This window comes from Microbacterium sp. NPDC057659 (assembly GCF_042799915.1).
Classification (GTDB): domain Bacteria; phylum Actinomycetota; class Actinomycetes; order Actinomycetales; family Microbacteriaceae; genus Microbacterium.
On record NZ_JBHVHU010000001.1, the window covers coordinates 238,214 to 255,883 of the forward strand.

At 69.7% G+C, this 17,670-nt stretch carries 15 protein-coding genes; 7 read left to right on the forward strand and 8 right to left on the reverse strand.

What is annotated here, in order from left to right:
* The first annotated feature begins 51 nt into the window (after positions 1-51).
* The 3 genes from leuS (at position 52) to ACFVAE_RS01165 (ending at position 3,598) form a co-directional block, all read left to right on the forward strand.
* Positions 52-2,586: a leucine--tRNA ligase gene (gene leuS, locus ACFVAE_RS01155; protein WP_378887083.1), complete on the forward strand. Its 2,535-nt coding sequence runs from the start codon at positions 52-54 to the stop codon at positions 2,584-2,586.
* 100 nt (positions 2,587-2,686) lie between these two features.
* Positions 2,687-3,097, forward strand: coding sequence for a DUF4383 domain-containing protein (locus ACFVAE_RS01160; protein ID WP_378887084.1), 411 nt, complete (start codon positions 2,687-2,689; stop codon positions 3,095-3,097).
* 12 nt (positions 3,098-3,109) lie between these two features.
* Entirely contained in the window at positions 3,110-3,598 is a 489-nt protein-coding gene (locus ACFVAE_RS01165) for a hypothetical protein (RefSeq protein ID WP_378887086.1), read from the forward strand.
* 54 nt (positions 3,599-3,652) lie between these two features.
* On the opposite strand, the gene ACFVAE_RS01170 is transcribed toward ACFVAE_RS01165, so the two are convergent.
* Genes ACFVAE_RS01170 through ACFVAE_RS01180 form a run of 3 tightly spaced genes read right to left on the reverse strand, consistent with a single transcriptional unit; the run spans position 3,653 to position 6,747 of the window.
* Entirely contained in the window at positions 3,653-4,408 is a 756-nt protein-coding gene (locus tag ACFVAE_RS01170; RefSeq protein WP_378887088.1) for an anti-sigma factor domain-containing protein, read from the reverse strand.
* Positions 4,409-4,412: 4 nt separating this feature from the next.
* Complete coding sequence (sigK, locus tag ACFVAE_RS01175) at positions 4,413-5,006, reverse strand: ECF RNA polymerase sigma factor SigK (RefSeq protein ID WP_378887090.1); 594 nt, start codon at positions 5,004-5,006, stop codon at positions 4,413-4,415.
* A gap of 28 nt (positions 5,007-5,034) precedes the next feature.
* Positions 5,035-6,747: a cytochrome c biogenesis protein CcdA gene (locus ACFVAE_RS01180; protein ID WP_378887092.1), complete on the reverse strand. Its 1,713-nt coding sequence runs from the start codon at positions 6,745-6,747 to the stop codon at positions 5,035-5,037.
* Between the two features lie 142 nt (positions 6,748-6,889).
* Between ACFVAE_RS01180 and ACFVAE_RS01185 the strand changes: the two genes are divergently transcribed.
* Positions 6,890-7,543, forward strand: coding sequence for a fasciclin domain-containing protein (locus ACFVAE_RS01185; protein ID WP_378887094.1), 654 nt, complete (start codon positions 6,890-6,892; stop codon positions 7,541-7,543).
* 83 nt (positions 7,544-7,626) lie between these two features.
* Here ACFVAE_RS01185 and ACFVAE_RS01190 read toward each other — a convergent pair whose 3' ends face one another.
* Positions 7,627-9,924: a ComEC/Rec2 family competence protein gene (locus ACFVAE_RS01190; protein WP_378887096.1), complete on the reverse strand. Its 2,298-nt coding sequence runs from the start codon at positions 9,922-9,924 to the stop codon at positions 7,627-7,629.
* 1 nt (position 9,925) lies between these two features.
* Complete coding sequence (locus tag ACFVAE_RS01195) at positions 9,926-10,525, reverse strand: ComEA family DNA-binding protein (protein ID WP_378887097.1); 600 nt, start codon at positions 10,523-10,525, stop codon at positions 9,926-9,928.
* Positions 10,526-10,659: 134 nt separating this feature from the next.
* Between ACFVAE_RS01195 and holA the strand changes: the two genes are divergently transcribed.
* The gene (holA, locus tag ACFVAE_RS01200; protein WP_378887098.1) at positions 10,660-11,715 is read left to right on the forward strand and encodes a DNA polymerase III subunit delta; all 1,056 of its coding nucleotides are present in this window, start codon (positions 10,660-10,662) and stop codon (positions 11,713-11,715) included.
* An 83-nt stretch (positions 11,716-11,798) separates the two neighbouring features.
* On the opposite strand, the gene rpsT is transcribed toward holA, so the two are convergent.
* Positions 11,799-12,059, reverse strand: a complete 261-nt coding sequence (rpsT, locus tag ACFVAE_RS01205) for a 30S ribosomal protein S20 (protein WP_378858252.1) — start codon at positions 12,057-12,059, stop codon at positions 11,799-11,801.
* A gap of 248 nt (positions 12,060-12,307) precedes the next feature.
* Here rpsT and ACFVAE_RS01210 point away from each other — a divergent pair, with 248 nt between their 5' ends.
* A complete protein-coding gene (locus ACFVAE_RS01210; RefSeq protein ID WP_378887100.1) occupies positions 12,308-13,669 on the forward strand; it encodes a GH1 family beta-glucosidase in 1,362 nt (453 codons plus the stop codon).
* Positions 13,666-14,913: an MFS transporter gene (locus ACFVAE_RS01215; RefSeq protein WP_378887102.1), complete on the forward strand. Its 1,248-nt coding sequence runs from the start codon at positions 13,666-13,668 to the stop codon at positions 14,911-14,913. The genes ACFVAE_RS01210 and ACFVAE_RS01215 overlap by 4 nt, the downstream gene beginning before the upstream one ends.
* On the opposite strand, the gene ACFVAE_RS01220 is transcribed toward ACFVAE_RS01215, so the two are convergent.
* Both ACFVAE_RS01220 and lepA read right to left on the reverse strand, forming a co-directional pair.
* On the reverse strand, positions 14,852-15,586 hold the full coding sequence (locus tag ACFVAE_RS01220; protein WP_378887104.1) for an alpha/beta fold hydrolase: 735 nt from the start codon (positions 15,584-15,586) through the stop codon (positions 14,852-14,854). The genes ACFVAE_RS01215 and ACFVAE_RS01220 overlap by 62 nt on opposite strands.
* A 4-nt stretch (positions 15,587-15,590) precedes the next feature.
* The gene (gene lepA / locus ACFVAE_RS01225) at positions 15,591-17,444 is read right to left on the reverse strand and encodes a translation elongation factor 4 (protein ID WP_378887106.1); all 1,854 of its coding nucleotides are present in this window, start codon (positions 17,442-17,444) and stop codon (positions 15,591-15,593) included.
* Between the last annotated feature and the right edge of the window lie 226 nt (positions 17,445-17,670).

Here is a 17,670-nt window from a genome sequence, read left to right on the forward strand (position 1 = left end):
AAGTTCCCGTCTTTCATCAGGTAATCCGCATCCCGTCAGATTGGCCGTCCCTTGTCTGAGCACCCGACCGACACCACCGAAACCGCAGAGCCGCTGTCCGCGCACGCCATCCAGGACAAGTGGCAGCGGTACTGGGCCGAGAACGACACGTTCCGGGCCGGCGGCGACGAGGACGAGCGGCCGCGGAAGTACATCCTCGGGATGTTCCCGTACCCGTCGGGCGACCTGCACATGGGTCACGCCATCAACTACCTGTACCCCGACATCGTGGCGCGTTACTGGCGGCACCGCGGCGAGAACGTGCTGAACCCGATCGGCTGGGACTCGTTCGGTCTGCCGGCCGAGAACGCGGCGATCAAGCGCGGCGCCGACCCGCGTGAGTGGACCTACAAGAACATCGAGCAGCACAAGGCCGGCTTCCGCGGCTACGGAATGTCGTACGACTGGTCGCGCGTGCTGCACACCTCCGACCCGGAGTACTACCGCTGGAACCAGTGGCTGTTCCTGAAGCTGTACGAGCGGGGCCTGGCGTACCGCAAGAAGAGCGCGGTGAACTGGTGCCCGAACGACCAGACCGTGCTGGCGAACGAGCAGGTCGTCGACGGCCGCTGTGAGCGATGCGGCGCCGAGGTCGTGAAGAAGAAGCTCACGCAGTGGTACTTCAAGATCACGGATTACGCCGACCGCCTGCTGGACGACCTGGACGGCCTCGAGGGGCACTGGCCGCACAAGGTGCTGCAGATGCAGCGCAACTGGATCGGCCGCTCGCACGGCGCCGACGTCGACTTCCGCATCGAGGGTCGCGACGAGCCCGTCACGGTGTTCTCGACGCGCCCCGACACCCTGCATGGCGCGACGTTCTTCGTCGTCGCCCCTGACGCCGACCTGGCCGCCGAACTGGCCGCCGGCTCCTCGGCCGAGGTGCGGATGCGCTTCCAGGACTACCTGGAGAAGACGCAGAAGGAATCCGACATCGAGCGGCAGTCCACCGACCGGCCGAAGACCGGTGTGTTCCTGGAGCGCTTCGCGATCAACCCGGTCAACGGCGAGAGGCTGCCGATCTGGGCCGCCGACTACGTGCTGGCGGACTACGGTCACGGCGCGGTCATGGCCGTGCCCGCGCACGATCAGCGCGACCTGGACTTCGCACGCGCCTTCGACCTGCCGGTGAAGATCGTCGTGGACACCACCGTCGTCGGCGGCGCGAACGAGGGCGGTGACCTGGCCGAGCTCGACCCGGCGGCCACGGGCACTGCTCTGGTCGGCAACGGCCGCCTGGTGAACTCGGGCGAGCTGGACGGCCTCGACAAGGCCGAGGCGATCGCCCGCACCATCGAGCGCATGGACGAGGCCGGCACCGGCCGCGCTGCCAAGAACTACCGCCTGCGCGACTGGCTGATCTCGCGTCAGCGATTCTGGGGCACCCCGATCCCGATGCTGCACCTGCAGGACGAGACCGTCGTCCCGGTGCCCGAGGACCGGCTGCCGGTGAAGCTGCCGAGCGTCGAGGGCCTGGATCTGAAGCCCAAGGGCAGCTCGCCGCTGGGTGCGGCGGCCGACTGGGTGCGGACGATCGATCCGGCATCCGGCGAGCCCGCGCTGCGCGACCCCGACACCATGGACACCTTCGTGGACAGCTCGTGGTACTTCCTGCGCTTCCTGTCGCCGAACAGCGACCGGTTCGCCTTCGACCCGGCCGAGGCCAAACGCTGGGCGCCGGTGGACGGCTACTTCGGCGGCATCGAGCACGCGATCCTGCACCTGCTCTACTCGCGCTTCATCACCAAGGTCTTCTTCGACATGGGGCTGATCGACTTCCAGGAGCCGTTCTCCAACCTGGTCAACCAGGGAATGGTGCTGATGGACGGCTCGAAGATGTCGAAGAGCAAGGGCAACCTGGTCGAGCTCTCCGACCTGCTCGCACAGTACGGCGCCGATTCGCTGCGCCTGGCGCTGGCCTTCGCAGGCCCGGTGGAGGACGACAAGGAATGGAACGGCGTCTCGCTCTCGGGCGCGCACAAGTTCCTGGCCCGCGTCCTGCGCGTGGGCGACGAGACCTCCAGCCCGGTGGGAGCGGATGCCGCGACCGGTGACGTCGCGCTGCGCCGCATCACCCACCGGCTGCTGGCCGACGCTCCTGGCCTCGTCGAGCAGACGAAGTTCAACGTGCTGGTCGCGCGCCTGATGGAGCTCGTCAACGGTATCCGCAAGACGATCGACACCGGCGCCGGTGCCGGCGACCCCGCCGTGCGCGAGGCGGCCGAGACGGTGGCGATGATGATCGAGACCATCGCGCCGCACACCGGCGAGGAGCTGTGGGCGCGTCTCGGTCACGAGCCGTCGGTCAGTGCCGTGCAGTGGCCGGATGCCGAGCCCGCGTTGCTGGTGGACGACACGGTCACCACCGCCGTGCAGGTGAACGGCAAGGTGCGCGCCACGCTGGACGTGCCCGCCGACATCTCGGACGCGGAACTCGAGGCGGCGGCCCGCGCCGACGAGAAGGTGCAGCGCGCCCTCGAGGGCAAGGAGATCGTGCGCGTGATCGTGCGCGCTCCGAAGATCGTCAACTTCGCCGTCAAGGGCTGATCGGCTCCGACATTCTCCGCGCCGCGGTCGGCGACATCCGATCCTGCGAAGGTTCCGAACACTCTGTGAGCGGCAACCGTCGCAGGAGAAGGAGAATGTCATGCGCACGTCCCCGAATCGCCTCATCGCCGTCGTCTTCGGCGCCGTCTACGTCCTGGTCGGACTTCTCGGCTTCGCCGTGACCGGCGGTGTGTCCTTTCTCGCCACCGAGGGAGGACTGCTGCTGGGCATCTTCATGGTCAATCCGCTGCACAACGTGGCGCACCTGCTCATCGGCGCGGCCCTGCTGATCAGCGGTCTCATGTCGGTGAAAGCCGCCAAGACGACGAACGTGATCGTCGGCGCCGCATATCTGCTGCTCGGCATCGCCGGGTTCTTCCTGGTGGGCACCGCGGCGAACATCCTGGCGCTGAACACCTTCGATCACTTCCTGCACCTCGCCAGCGCCCTGCTGCTGCTGGCTGTCGGTCTCGCGGCCGATCGGACGGCTCCGCGCCTGGCCGTGAGCTGACCGATGGGCGCGGTGGTGCAGACCTGGCCCGCGATCCTCGCGTGGGGCAGCGGTCTTCTGCACCTTGCTCTCGGCGCTTCCCTCGGCGCCGAGACCTCCGGAGCAGCGGGTGTCCTCGTGACGTCCGCTCTCCTCACTCTGGGGGTGGGGGAACTCGTCTGGGGGATGGCGAGTCTCCGTGCGGGGCGTCCACGGGCGCCCCGCACGGCGGTGCTCGGAGCCCTGGCCGGCGTGGCGGTCACTCCGGCCGCACTCGCGGCGGGCTGCTCTGCGGTGGCCGTCGCGGCGTCTCTGCTGCTGGCGCTGTCCGCGGTCGGTCTCGCGACGCGGCGGAGGGCAGGAACGGCCGTGTCGTCCCGACAGGCAGTGCACCCCGGCGCACTGATCGCCGCGACGGTGATCGTGGCGGCCGTGCTGACGCCGGCGCTGGCCACGACCGATGTGCCTGGTCGCGCCGGCGATCTGCCGTCGGGCGGGCAGAGCATCCACTCCGGGCACTGACGCGCCCGGCGGCGGCCGGATCGTCGAGCAGCGCCGCCAGAGCCTTCGGCCGGCTCAGGCCGTCGGGATCACCACGATCGGTTCGCTCGTCGGCTTCCCATCCGGGGAGCCGCCCTCGCGCTCGACGGTGACCGCGACCACATCGCCCGGCTTCATACCCGGCTCGAGCAGGGCCGTCGTGGTCGGTCCTGTCGCGTCGAAGACCCCCGCGGAGATCGGTGTCTCACCGCGCACGTACCAGAGCTCGTAGGTCTGATCGTCGCTCAGCGACGGGAGGTCGTCCGCGACGATCACGGCCTGGCCCTCGGATGCCGACCAGTGCAGCGTCGCGGTGCCACCGCCGGCGACATCGGCGGTGGCCTGCTGCGCGTCCGGAGCGGACTCGATGCGGTCGAGCGCCGTCACGTACGCGGGTCGGGTCGCCTGCTGGACGATGACCGACGCTCCGATGCCGATGCCCGCCACCAGAACGACGGATGCGGCGAGCGCGAACCAGCGCCGCCGACGCGGCGAACGGCCCGGCATCGGCTCCATCGTGGAATCAGACCGGTGCGGCTGCGCAGGTGCATCCGGCTCTGTCGAGGCGGATGTCGCATCGATGCGGGCCAGGACGTCCTCCAGCACATGAGCCGGCGGCATGACCTCCCCGGGGAGGTCGGCGAGCGACGCGGCTGTCTCGGCATCCTCGCGCGCGTCGTCGGCCCAGTCCGGATGATCCACGAGCGCACGACGGTATGCCTGCCGGTCGTCGTCGCTCAGCGCGCCGAGGGCGTCGCCCGCCGAGAGGATGTCGAACTCGTGCTTGTCCATCGTGTCACCTCATCTCCTTCCGCAAGCGTGTCAGGCCGTCCCGCATCCTCGTCTTCACCGTTCCCAGAGGGCTTCCCGTGAGCACGGCGATCTCGCTCTGCGAGTATCCCCCGTAGTAGGCCAGGGTGATCACCTCGCGCTGCGCGTCGGGGAGCCGTCCGAGTGCGCCGGCGATGCGCTCGGATTCCACCTTGAGCTCGACCTGTTCGGCGACCGATGCCGGCACGGAGGCCAGTTCCCTGAGGCCCGCTCTGCGGTCCCGGTCGGACCCGGCCTGTGCCGCCCGCACCCGGTCGATCGCCCGGCGATGTGCGATCGTCAGGAGCCAGGAGCGTCCCTGCCCTCTCTTCGGAGTGAAGCGCGAGGCGGATTGCCAGACCTCGAGGAACACCTCCTGCAGAACTTCCTCGCTCTGCGCGCGGTCCACCAGGATCCGAAGGATCAGGCCGAAGGCGCGCGGAGACAGCATCCCGTACAGCTCCGAGAACGCGTTCCGGTCGCCGCGCGCGACACGTCGGATCAGATCGCCGGCGGTGTCGACGGGGACCGGCTCGCCCTCGGGCATGTCGATTCCGTCGATCACCATGTCCACAAGCATGCACTACTCCCTTCGTCGCGGTCGCCGATCAGCCGAATGTGAAGGAGTAGACCTCGACCCCGGCGGGGACGGTCACGTCGAGCACGGCGTCGGATCCGTTCCCATCGGAGACGACGGGATAGGCGCGCGGGACGCCGGAGACCTCGACCTGCCGCTGCGTCCCATCGGCCTGACGCGTCATCACGACTCCTTCACCGCTCATGACCATCTGCACGACGTTCGCGTGGTAGCGGAGCCGCAGCCGCGCCGTGCTCGAGGCGGGCGCGATGCGCTGGGACTCGATCGTCCATTTCCCGCCCAGTGCGAAGGTGTCCTCGGCCTGCCGCTTCGGGAACGCGAACGCGGAAGTGCCGTCGGGGTAGGACGAGCCGGCGAAGTTGCGCTGCTTGGCGAATCCGAGGAAGGTCTCCTGCGTCGTCGATCCGGCGGACGGTGTGAGATCCGGCACCTCCGTGGCGGGAGGAAGCTCGATGCCCGGATCGGCATCCAGGAGCAGCTGCCTGATCATCTCCTCGGTGCGCGCGTAGTCGCCTTCGCCGAAGCCGATGTGCCGCACGACACCCTGGGCGTCGATCAGATAGTCGGCCGGCCAGTACCTGTTGCGGTAGTTGGTCCAAGTGGCGAGGTCGTCGTCGAGGGCTACGGGGTACGTGATGCCGAATGCCCGCGTACCGGCCTCGACGTTGGCGGCGTCCTTCTCGAACGCGTACTCGGGGGAGTGCACCCCGATGACCTTCAGACCGAGGTCGCGGTACGCCCTGTCCCACGCGACGACATGAGGGATGCTCCGCTGGCAGTTGATGCAGGAGTACGCCCAGAAATCCACCAGCACGACACTGCCGCGCTGACCGGTCAGGTCGACTGCTGCTCCGTCCGGAGTGTTCAGCCAGCGCGTGATGCCCTTCAGCGACGGTGCTGGACCACAGGCCCCGAGGCGCCCGGAGTTCGCCTCGCAGTTCGACAGCCCCTTGTTCTCGTCGTTCACCAGCCCGCCGATCTCGAGTGCCTCGCGCGCTGCCGGCGAGTCCGTCAGGGAGTCCTGCAGCCCGGCGGTGTAGTCGGGGACGAGCCGCTGGAGAGCCTGCGGCAGGTTGAAGGCGAGACCGACGGCGAGAGCGATCATCGCGACGCCGGCGGCGATGCGCAGGCCTCGTTCCCGCGTGCGGAACGCACGGATCCGCTCGATCAGACTGCGTCCTGCGAGAGCGAAGAGCAGCAGCGGAATCGAGACTCCGACCGCGAACGACGCCGTCAGGACGATCGTGTCCACACCGATCTTGCCCGTGGAGCCGGCCACGATGATCGCCGCGAGCACGGGGCCCGCACAGGGGACGAAGACGGTTCCCAGGGCGAGGCCCGTCCCGTACCCGTTCCCCCTGTTGGTCACCTCCTTCCGGCTCGCGAGACGCTGGAAGGGGCGCTCCAGAATCCGCTCGACCGGCGGGAAGATCAGGCCGACGCCGATCAGGGCGAGCACGGCGATGCCGATCCACCGGAGAGCGTCCTGCGGCAGGTTGAGCATGCCCAGGAGCAGCGAGCCCGCCAGCGTGACGACGGTGAAGCTCGTCACCAGCCCCAGGATGACGATGTACGGGCGGGAACGTGGGGCCGGGATCGCGTCGTCCCCGAAGCGCGCCGACTGAGCACCACCGGTGAGGAAGATCACCGGCAGGACCGGAAGGATGCAGGGCGATATCCCTGTGATCAGGCCGCCGAGCAATCCGATGATGATCAGTTCCATGCGCTCTCCTTCGTCACCGTCTCTTCGGTGCGGCGCGCTGAGCGGTTTGTCCCGGTTCCGTGCCAATCCGATCCGGCGGGCGCGTCGAAGAGGTGTGAGAAGCCGGGCACAGGGGTGCTCGGACCGAAACGAGGAGGAAGTGATGTTCCGCACGAAGATGTACTCCGTGGTCCCGCTCATGCTGGGTGCCGCGCTCGTTCTCTCCGGATGCTCGATGAGCTCAGGCACGGGTCAGGACGCGAAGGAGCCCGCCTCGAAGCCCTCGGCGTCCCCGTCGTCGCCGATGACACCGGATCCGGCGGCGGATCTGGTCGGCCCCGGGTGCGCGGCGTACGCCTCGCAGGTCCCCGACGGCGCCGGGTCCGTTCAGGGAATGTCGCAGGACCCGGTCGCGGTCGCCGCCTCGAACAACCCGCTGCTGACGACGCTCGTCGCCGCGGTGAGCGGGAAGCTCAACCCCGACGTCGATCTCGTGGACACGCTGAACGGGTCCGAGTTCACGGTCTTCGCGCCTGTGGACGACGCGTTCGCCAAGATCCCGGCGGCGACGATCGACACGCTGAAGACCGACGACGCGACGCTGACCAAGATCCTCACCTACCACGTCGTGGCGGGTCAGATCCCGCCGTCGAGCATCGACGGCTCCCACAAGACCGTCGAGGGGCAGGAGCTCACGGTCACCGGCTCGGGCGACGACCTGATGGTCAACGACGCCAAGGTCATCTGCGGCGGCGTGCACACCGCGAACGCGACGGTCTACCTCATCGACGCCGTGCTGATGCCGCCGGCGCAGTAGGAGCCATCACATCCGTTTCGCCTTCGAGGGCGTTCCGGAGCGGTCCTGCCGTGACGGAGCGCCCTCGGCCTGCGCGCTGGGGATCACGGCCCGCCGCCTCCTGCCGCCATCGGATCGGGACTGCGCTCGGTCCACACCGCGACACCCCCTTCCCGCATCCCGAGCAGGATGCGCCCGCTCTGATCGGTGCGCAGGATGCGGGCGTTCAGCGCATCGAGGAACGCGAGCGTCTCGTCGCGCGGATGCCCGTAGTCGTTCCCCTCGCCGACACTGATCAGCGCGACGCGCGGCTGCAGCTGCGCATACAGCCCGGGGTCCTGATCCTTGCTTCCGTGGTGGGCGACCTTCACGACCGCATAGGGCCCGCGCACCCGGCCGCTGGAGGCCAGCATCCGCTGCGGGGTCGCCGACAGATCGGCGAGGAAGATCGATCGCGGCACGTCGCCGCCGGAGAACTCCACGACGATCCCCGCGTCGTTTCCGGAGGTGAACGCCGCCGATCCCGGCGGCGGCCAGAGCACCTGCCAGGACGCCGCTCCGAGCTCGCCGTGGCGTCCCGCCGCAGCGGGCACCAGTCTCGCGCCCGCGGATGCTGCGTCGCGCAGCATCCGCCCGTCCTTCGCCTCCGAGGTCGGGCCGTGCAGCATCGTGCCGGTGCGCCCGCGCACCGCGTCGAGCCCGCCGGCGTGGTCCTGGTCGTAGTGCGTGAGCACGAGCAGGTCGATGCGCGCGACGCCGAGCTGCGTGAGGCAGTCCGACAGGGCACCGGGGTCGGGGCCCGTGTCGATCAGCGCGACCCGTCCTTCCGATCTGACGAGCACGGCATCGCCCTGCCCGACATCGCAGGCCGCGATCGACCAGTCATCCGGCGCCGTCAGCGTGGCCAGAGGCCCCGTCAGCAGGATGCGGGCGCCGCCGAGCGCGAGTGCGACGGTGAGCACCACGCCTGCGGAGGCTCGCAGCCGTGACGAGCCCGACCGAGCGAGCAGCACCGCGATCGCCGCGCTGACCAGGGCGATGACCACGGCCGTCAGTGGGCCCGCGACGACGGGAAGCACGGCGCCCGGCAGCCCCGCGCTCACGGTCGCCGTGGTCGCGATCCAGCTCGATGGCAGCCAGGCGGTGGCCGCGAGCAGGTCGGCCAACGGCGGCAGAGGGGCGGTCAGGCAGGCCAGCAGCCCGATCACGGTGGCGATCGGGGCGGCGGGCTCGGCGATGAGATTGGCGACCACGCCGACGATCGACTGCTGCTCCGAGAACAGCGCGACGATCGGACCACAGACCAGTTGAGCGGCCAGGGGCACGGCGAGCGCGAGTGCGACCGGCTCCGGCACCCAGCGCGACATCCCGCGAGCGAGGGGCCGCGCCAGCAGCAGGAGCGCCGCTGTCGCGGCGGCTGACAGTGCGAACCCCGGTGACGTCGCCAGCCAGGGGTCGGTGAGAAGGATGCCGGCGACTGCGACCGAGAGCATCGCCATGCCCGCACTCGGCCTCCCCAGCAGCACGGTGAGCATCGCCAGAGCCGCCATCACCGCGGCACGGATCACGCTGGGCTCGGGGGTGACGAGCACGACGAACGCGCCCAGCGCGGCGAGCGAGACGACCACGCGGGTGCGGCGCCCTCCACCGCACAGCGCGACGATCCAGAACACGGCGGCGACGACGATCGCGCAGTTCGCTCCGCTGACGGCCGTGAGGTGGGAGAGGCCGGAGGCCAGCATCGCCGCGTTGAGCTCCTCGCTGACCGCGCGGGTGTCGCCGACCGCGAGACCGGGAAGCAGTCCGGCGCCCGGTTCCGGCAGCGTCGTGGCCCGGTCGATGAGGTCGGCGCGGGTGTGCGCAGCGATCGCGAAGATGCCGGATGCCGGCCGGCTGACCTCCCCGGTCGTGGTGAACACCACCAGCGTGGCACGCTCACCGGCATCCGTCGTCTTGGCCTGCCCCGCGATGGTCAGCTCGGCACCGAGATCCACGCCGTCCTGCGGATCGATGCCGATCCGCACCGGCACGGGGAGTGGTTCGGCATGCCCGGGCGGGCCGAGGCGCATCGTGAGTGCGTCGAGCCAGAGCCGGCCGTCCGAGCCGACGGATGCGGAGGACGTGATCTCCGCCGTCACCTCGACGGCCCGACCGCCGAGCTCCGCGGCGCGGTCCCGCGCGGGCTGCGCGGCGGCGGACGTGAGCGCCACGACGGCACCGCAGAGCAGGCTGAGCACCACCAGACCCGAACCGCGCCGACGTCGGCCAGGGCCGAGCGCCCACCCGCATGCGCCGAGCAGCGCGGTCACGCCGAGTGGGACCGCGGCCCCCGGCAGCAGCACGGTCAGCAGAGCGATCACCCAGACGGAGGCCGCGAGAACGGCACTGCGGAGGTCCTTCACCTCACACCCTGACCAGATCGCGAAGGCCGGCCAGGAGCTTCTCACCGATGCCGGGGACGGCGAGCAGGTCATCGACGGAGCGGAACCGGCCGTTGTCGTCGCGCCAGGCGATGATGCGCTGCGCGAGTGCGGGTCCGATCCGCGGGAGTCCCTCCAGAGCCGCCTGGTCTGCGCTGTTCAGATCGACCAGGCCGTCACCGGCCGGCCGCGTCGCATCGCCGGCGGTGGCCGTGCCCTTCGGCGGCACGATCACCTGCTCGCCGTCGCTGAGCGGGCGGGCGAGGTTCACCGCGGTGAGGTCGGCAGCCCCGGTCGTGCCGCCGGCGGCGGCGAGAGCGTCGACGAGCCGGGCATCGGACTCCAGCACGTACAGACCGGGGTTCTCGACCTCGCCGAGCACGTGCACGTACAGACCCGCGGTGGCGCCTGCCTGTGCATCCTCCTCGACCGGGACCACGTCGGCGGGGGAGGCCTGACCGCGCAGGATGCCCCATCCCACCGCCGCGGACAGCACGATCAGTCCGAGCGCGACCGCCGCCCCGACGCTCAGCCGCAGTCGTCTGCCCGCAGGGGCGAGGTCGGGGGCATCCGGAGTGGGCACCCCGCAACGCTAGGCGGGCATCGCATGCCGGTATCCACCTGATACCCCCGGCCCGGGACAGGTCCCAGGGCGACGCCGCCTGTGGAGTGCGAGTGGACGGGGTCGTGTCCCCGGCCGCCGGTAGGGTGGAGGACATGGCAGCAGCTCCTCGAACATCCGCGCGTGGGGGAGCGGCGAAGGCGTCGAAGATCCCCCAGGTGTCCTGGCGCGAGCCCCGTCCGGCCCCGGTCGTGCTGGTCTCCGGGCCGGAGGAGATCTGCGCCGAGCGCGCGATCGCCGGCATCCGCGACTACCTGCGCGCGGAGGACCCCGCGCTCGAGGTCAGCGACGTGCGCGCCGACGACTATGCGCCGGGCACGCTGCTCTCGCTCACCTCGCCGTCTCTGTTCGGAGAGCCCCGTCTGGTGCGGGTCGCCGGCGTCGAGAAGGCGTCCGACGCGTTCATCCAGGAGGCCGTGTCGTACCTGTCGAACCCGCAGGAGGGCGCGACGGTGCTGCTGAGGCACACCGGTGCGACCGTACGAGGCAAGAAGCTGCTCGACGCTGTGCGCGCCGGCACCGGCGAGGGCATCGAGATCGCCTGCCCCGCGGTGAAGCGCGACGGCGATCGCGTCGATTTCGCCGCGGGCGAGTTCAAGGCGGCGAGGAAGCGCATCGCCCCGACCGCGCTGCGCGCGCTGGTGTCCGCGTTCGCCGACGATCTCACCGAACTGGCCGCAGCCTGTCAGCAGTTGATCGGCGACGTCGAGGGAGACATCACCGACGACGTCGTCACCCGCTACTACGGCGGGCGCGTCGAGGTCTCGGCCTTCGTCGTCGCCGACACCGCCATCTCGGGTCGCTACGGCGAGGCGCTGATCGCGCTGCGGCACGCGCTCGCCTCCGGCGCGGATCCCGTGCCGATGGTCGCGGCGTTCGCGATGAAGCTGCGCACCATGGCGAAGGTGGCGGGACTGCGCGGCTCGAGCCGTGAGCTGGCCTCGCGCCTCGGGATGAAGGACTGGCAGATCGATCGAGCCCGCCGTGACCTCGCGGGCTGGAACGAGCGCTCGCTGGGCATGGCCATCCAGGCCACCGCGCGTGCAGACGCCGAGGTGAAGGGCGCGTCGCGCGACCCGGTGTTCGCCCTCGAGCGCATGGTCGCGGTCGTCGCGACCCGTGAGCCGTTCGGTGAGCCCGTCGGCCGTTGACGCCTGCTCCTGAGCGCGTCACGCCCGGGGACGAAGAAGGCCCGCCATCCCCGAGGGGAGGCGGGCCTTCTTCAGAAGTCGGCTCAGAGAGCGGCGACCTGCTTGGCGATGGCCGACTTGCGGTTCTTCGCCTGGTTCTTGTGCACGACGCCCTTGCTGACGGCCTTGTCGAGCTTGACGGAAGCGGTGGCGAGGGCGGCCTCAGCGGCGTCCTTGTCGCCGGCGACGACGGCCTCGCGGGTCTTGCGGACCCAGGTCTTCAGCTCGCTCTTGACGGCCTTGTTGCGCTCCTGCGCCTTCAGGTTGGTCTTGTTGCGCTTGATCTGCGACTTGATGTTTGCCACGTGCGGGTGCTTTCTTTCGAAGGAGTGTTGGAAGTGCTGCCGGAAGGAGAGGGGTTCCGAACAGCGGTCGTGAGGGAAGAACCCACACGCAAGCCAAGAACCAAGCTTACCAGCACTGCGGCGTTCCGCGCGAAACGAGGGAGTCCGGCGAGGCGGTGTCGACACGCGCAGTGGGTACTCGGTCGCAGCAGGTGCGGTACTGGGTGCAGAATACCGGGATACCGCCGACATCGACGTCGAGGAGACGCATGAGACCCGAACCCACCCCACCGGTGCTCCCCGCGGGCTTCCGCTGGTCAGCCGCGACCGCCGCGTTCCAGATCGAAGGCGCCCGCGGCGCCGACGGGCGGGGCCGCTCCATCTGGGACGACTTCGTCGAGACGCCGGGGCGGGTACGCGACGGCTCCACCGCAGAGCCGGGGCCCGACAGCTATCACCGCTTCGCGGAGGATGTCGCGCTGCTCGCCGGGCTGGGTGTGGACAGGTACCGCTTCTCGATCTCGTGGACGCGAGTGCACCCCGGTGGCTCGGGCGGCGCGAACCAGGCGGGCCTGGCGTACTACGACCGCCTCGTCGATTCGCTCCTGGATGCCGGGATCACCCCGTTCCCCACGCTCTATCACTGGGATCTCCCCAGCGAGCTCGAATCCGACGGCGGCTGGCTGAGTCGCGACACGGTGGCGCACTTCGCCGACTACGCCCAGACCGTGGCGGAGTCGCTGGGCGACCGGGTGAAGCACTGGTACACGATCAACGAGCCCGTCTCCACCGCGCTGCAGGGCTACGCGATCGGCGAGCTCGCTCCGGGCCGGCAGCTGCTGTTCGAGTCGCTGCCCGCCGTGCACCATCAGCTTCTCGCGCACGGCACAGCCGCCGGCATCCTGCACGAGCACGGCGCCGAACAGGTCGGCATCGTGAACAACCACACGCTCGTCCTGCCGGAGGGCGAGGCTGACGCCACCGCCGCCTACCTCTACGACATCCTGCACAACCGCATCTTCGCCGAGCCGGTGCTGCTCGGCAGTTATCCGGACCTCGCGGCGCTGGGGGTGGACCTGCCGATCCGCGACGGCGACCTCGGGATCATCCAGGCGCCGTGCGAGTTCTACGGCGTGAACTACTACAACCCGACGACCATCCGCCAGGCTCCGCTGGAGGCGCCGATCCCGTTCGAGCAGGTGCCGACGCCCGGCGCGGCGACGACCGGCTTCGGCGATCTCTGGCCGATCGTCCCGCAGGCGCTGACGGCGTTCCTCGTCGATGCGAAGGAGCGCTACGGGGACGCGCTGCCGCCCGTCATCATCGGTGAGAACGGCGCTTCGTTCCCCGAGCCGGACCGCGCCGGCACGGAACTCGACGACGCCGAACGCATCGCCTATCTCGACGGGCACGTCCGCGCCGTCGCCGACGCGATCGCTCAGGGCGTCCCGGTCGAGGAGTACACCGTCTGGAGCCTGCTCGACAACTTCGAGTGGGCGGACGGCTTCACGCAGCGCTTCGGGCTCGTGCACGTCGACCACGAGAGCTCGGTGCGCACGCCGAAGGCCTCCTACGGCTGGTACCGCGACCTCATCACGCGGGTCGGAGCAGAAACAGGAGCACAGCAGTGAGCACATCCTCGACGCGCAGGGTCGGAGCCGGATGGCTCTCGCTGTTCACCCTCGCCTGGCTGGCGATCTGGACGGTGCAGCTCACTCCGCTTCAGCTCCTGCTGCCCGATCAGCTCGACGCGAGCAACGCCGAGGGGCACTGGGTGGTCGGGGTGGTCTGGTCCGGCATCGTGCTCTCGGTCGGCGGCCTGGCCGGCGTGGTCGCCGCGCCGCTGGCCGGCCGGCTCTCCGACCGCACGCGCTCCCGATGGGGCCGGCGGCGTCCCTGGGCGATCGGGGGCTCGCTGCTCGCGGCGGTCGGGCTGATCGCGACCGGCTACGCGCAGGGACCGTGGCTGATCGGTGCGGCCTGGGTGGTGGTGTCGGTCGGCCTCGCCGCGGCATCCGCCGCCCTCACCGCGATGATCGCCGACCAGCTCACCGAGCAGAGGGGCTCTGCATCCGCTGCCGCCAGCTCCGCGCAGGCCGCCGGCATCGTCGTGGGCGTCGGTGCGGTGGTGCTGCTGGGTCTGGGCATCACGGCGTCCTACCTGATGCTCGCCGGCTTCATCGCCGTGATCGGCGTCGGCACGGCCGTCCTGCTGCCCGACCCCGGGCCCGCCCACGTGCTGCCGGTCAGCACCCAGGCGCGGCCCTCGTCGCTGCGCGACCCCGACTTCCGCTGGCTGCTCGCCAGCAGACTCGTCGTGAACATCGGCAACGCGCTGGGCACCTCGCTGCTGCTCTTCTTCCTGCTCTACGGCATCGGATTCTCGAAGGTCGAGGCCGAGGACAACCTGCTGATCCTCATCGTGATCTACACGGTGTTCGTCGTGATCGCGTCGATCGTGGCCGGCATGATCTCGGACCGCACGGGCAACCGCCGCACCCTCAGCGTCATCGCCGCGATCGTGCAGGCGGTGTCAGGGCTGGTGATCCTCTTCAGCCCGACCTTCGCGATGACAGCCGTGGCCGCGGCGATCATGGGTGCAGGCTACGGCGCGTACATGGCGGTCAGCCTGGCCTTCAGCACCGATCTGCTGGGCGATCCCGAGGATCACGCCCGCGACCTCGGCGTCGTGAACGTGTCGGCGAACCTCGGTCAGCTGCTCGGACCGCTGATCGGCGCCGGGCTCGTCGCCCTGGTCGGCGGCTTCTGGCTGCTGTTCGCGGCGGCGGCGGTGCTCTCGCTCGCCGGAGCGGTCATGACGCTGATGGTGCGTCGTGTTCGATCGTCGCCAGAGCCACTCCCAGCACGGCGTTGAACACCCGGGGCCGCATCGCGGTGACCAGGTGCGTGGTGAGGGGGACGACGATCAGCTCGGCCTGAGGCGCCAGCCGACGGAACAGCGTTTCGTGCATGCGCAGCTGGTCGAACTGACCGTTCACCAGCCACAGCGGGATCCGGATCCGCGCGACGGCGGCGGCCAGATCGAGGCCGGCGAGGCTTTTCAGCGCGATGTCCTGCGCGTCGAGTGCGAAGCCGCCCGCCCCGAAGTCCGCGCGCGTCTCGGGCGGCATGGTCGCGTCGAGCACGCGCTCCGAGATCCAGCTCCCGCGGTCGGGCAGGACGTCCATCGCGCCGGCGAGGAACCGATAGGCCCGCAGCGCGGCGCCGCGCGGGAGCGCTGAGCAGGAAGCCGCGATGAGTGCGCTCACCGGCGGCTTCTCCTCGCCTCCGGTGTAGGCCAGTGACAGCAGGCCGCCCATGGAATGCCCGACCAGCAGCACGGGACCGCGGGTCGCGGCCTCACGTACGGCGCGATCGATCGTGGACAGCGCCTCGTGCAGCGTGAAGTCCTCGTCCATGCGTGTGCCGTGACCCGGCAGGTCGACGGCGACGGCGGGAACGCCCAGCCCGTCGAGGTACGCCAGCTGCGCGCGCCACATGGTCGCCGACGTGCGGATGCCGTGCACGAGGACGACCTGCGGGGTCATGGCGCTACTTCTTGTCCTTGCCCTCGACGTCACCCGACAGCGCGGCTATGAACGCCTCCTGGGGGACTTCCACACGGCCGACCATCTTCATGCGCTTCTTGCCCTCCTTCTGCTTCTCGAGCAGCTTGCGCTTGCGGGTGATGTCGCCGCCGTAGCACTTGGCGAGCACGTCCTTGCGGATCGCGCGGATGTTCTCGCGTGCGATGATGCGTGCGCCGATCGCTGCCTGGATCGGCACCTCGAACTGCTGGCGGGGGATGAGCTTGCGCAGCCGCTCGGTCATCATGGTGCCGTAGGCGTAGGCCTTGTCACGGTGCACGATCGAGCTGAACGCGTCGACCTTCTCGCCCTGCAGCAGGATGTCGACCTTCACCAGGTCGGCCTCCTGCGAGCCGTTGGGCTCGTAGTCCAGAGAGGCGTAGCCCTGGGTCCGCGACTTCAGCTGGTCGAAGAAGTCGAAGACGATCTCGCCGAGAGGCATGTTGTAGCGCAGCTCGACGCGCTCCTCGGAGAAGTACTCCATGCCCAGCAGCGAGCCGCGACGGGACTGGCACAGCTCCATCACGGTGCCGACGTAATCCTTGGGCAGCAGGATCGCCGCCTTCACCATCGGCTCCGTGACCGCACCGATGCGGCCGTCCGGGTACTCGCTCGGGTTGGTGACGGTGACGGTCTCGCCGGTGTCGCTGGTGAGAACCTCGTAGATCACGCTCGGGGCGGTCGTGATGAGGTCGAGCCCGAACTCGCGGGCCAGGCGCTCCGTGATGATCTCGAGGTGCAGCAGGCCGAGGAAGCCGCAGCGGAAGCCGAAGCCCAGCGCGACAGAGGTCTCCGGCTCGTACTGCAGCGACGCATCGGACAGCTTCAGCTTGTCCAGCGCCTCCCGGAGCTCGGCGTAATCGCTGCCGTCGATCGGATAAATGCCCGAGAACACCATCGGCTTGGGGTCGGTGTAGCCGGCGAGAGCATCTGTCGCCGGCTTGCGCGCCGTGGTCACGGTGTCGCCGACCTTCGACTGACGAACGTCCTTCACGCCCGTGATCAGGTAGCCCACCTCGCCGACGCCGAGTCCCTTGGACGGGATCGGCTCGGGGCTGGACACGCCGATCTCGAGCAGCTCGTGGTTGGCGCCGGTCGACATCATCTGGATGCGCTCCCGCGGCTGCAGCGAGCCGTCGACCATGCGCACGTAGGTCACGACACCGCGGTAGGCGTCGTAGACCGAGTCGAAGATCATCGCGCGGGCGGGAGCGTCGGCCTGACCGACCGGTGCGGGGATCCGCTCCACGATGCGGTCGAGCAGGTCCTCGACGCCGGCGCCGGTCTTGCCCGAGACGCGCAGCACGTCGTCGGGGCTGCCGCCGATGAGGTCGGCGAGCTCCTTGGCGTACTTCTCCGGCTCGGCGGCCGGCAGATCGATCTTGTTCAGCACCGGGATGATCGTGAGGTCGTTCTCGAGCGCCAGGTAGAGGTTGGCGAGCGTCTGCGCCTCGATGCCCTGTGCAGCGTCGACCAGCAGGATCGCGCCCTCGCAGGCGGCGAGAGACCGCGACACCTCATAGGTGAAGTCCACGTGACCGGGGGTGTCGATCATGTTCAGGGCATAGGTCTCGGACCCCTGGCCCCAGGGCATGCGGACCGCCTGGCTCTTGATCGTGATGCCGCGCTCGCGCTCGATGTCCATGCGGTCGAGGTACTGCGCGCGCATGTCGCGCTCGGCGACGACGCCGGTGATCTGCAGCATCCGGTCGGCAAGGGTCGACTTGCCGTGGTCGATGTGGGCGATGATGCAGAAGTTGCGAATCTGCGCAGGCGGCGTCGAGGCCGGCTGATGCGGGGTGAGGGCGCGTGGTGACATGTCCGCTCGATTCTACGTGGCGGGGGAGCGGATGCTCGATTCCGGTGAGTCGGTGATAGTCTCGCGAAGTTGCCCACTCCCTCCCGGTGATACCGGGTTCCACCCCGGGCACGACTCCGTAACAGCACGTACGTCGCGTTTGCGCGGCGGGCGTTCGTCGGGTGATGCTTGTAGCTATCCGACCCAGCGCAGCGTCGGCGATCCCGTGCGCGCCTGTAAAGAGAAA

Coding starts and splice junctions, on each gene's coding strand:
- lepA (WP_378887106.1), bottom strand. CDS start 17,444: ATGTCACCACGCGCCCTCACCCCGCATCAGCCGGCCTCGACGCCGCCT.
- ACFVAE_RS01180 (WP_378887092.1), bottom strand. CDS start 6,747: ATGGAACTGATCATCATCGGATTGCTCGGCGGCCTGATCACAGGGATA.
- holA (WP_378887098.1), top strand. CDS start 10,660: ATGGCAGCAGCTCCTCGAACATCCGCGCGTGGGGGAGCGGCGAAGGCG.
- ACFVAE_RS01185 (WP_378887094.1), top strand. CDS start 6,890: ATGTTCCGCACGAAGATGTACTCCGTGGTCCCGCTCATGCTGGGTGCC.
- sigK (WP_378887090.1), bottom strand. CDS start 5,006: ATGCTTGTGGACATGGTGATCGACGGAATCGACATGCCCGAGGGCGAG.
- ACFVAE_RS01220 (WP_378887104.1), bottom strand. CDS start 15,586: ATGACCCCGCAGGTCGTCCTCGTGCACGGCATCCGCACGTCGGCGACC.
- ACFVAE_RS01210 (WP_378887100.1), top strand. CDS start 12,308: ATGAGACCCGAACCCACCCCACCGGTGCTCCCCGCGGGCTTCCGCTGG.
- ACFVAE_RS01170 (WP_378887088.1), bottom strand. CDS start 4,408: ATGGACAAGCACGAGTTCGACATCCTCTCGGCGGGCGACGCCCTCGGC.
- ACFVAE_RS01160 (WP_378887084.1), top strand. CDS start 2,687: ATGCGCACGTCCCCGAATCGCCTCATCGCCGTCGTCTTCGGCGCCGTC.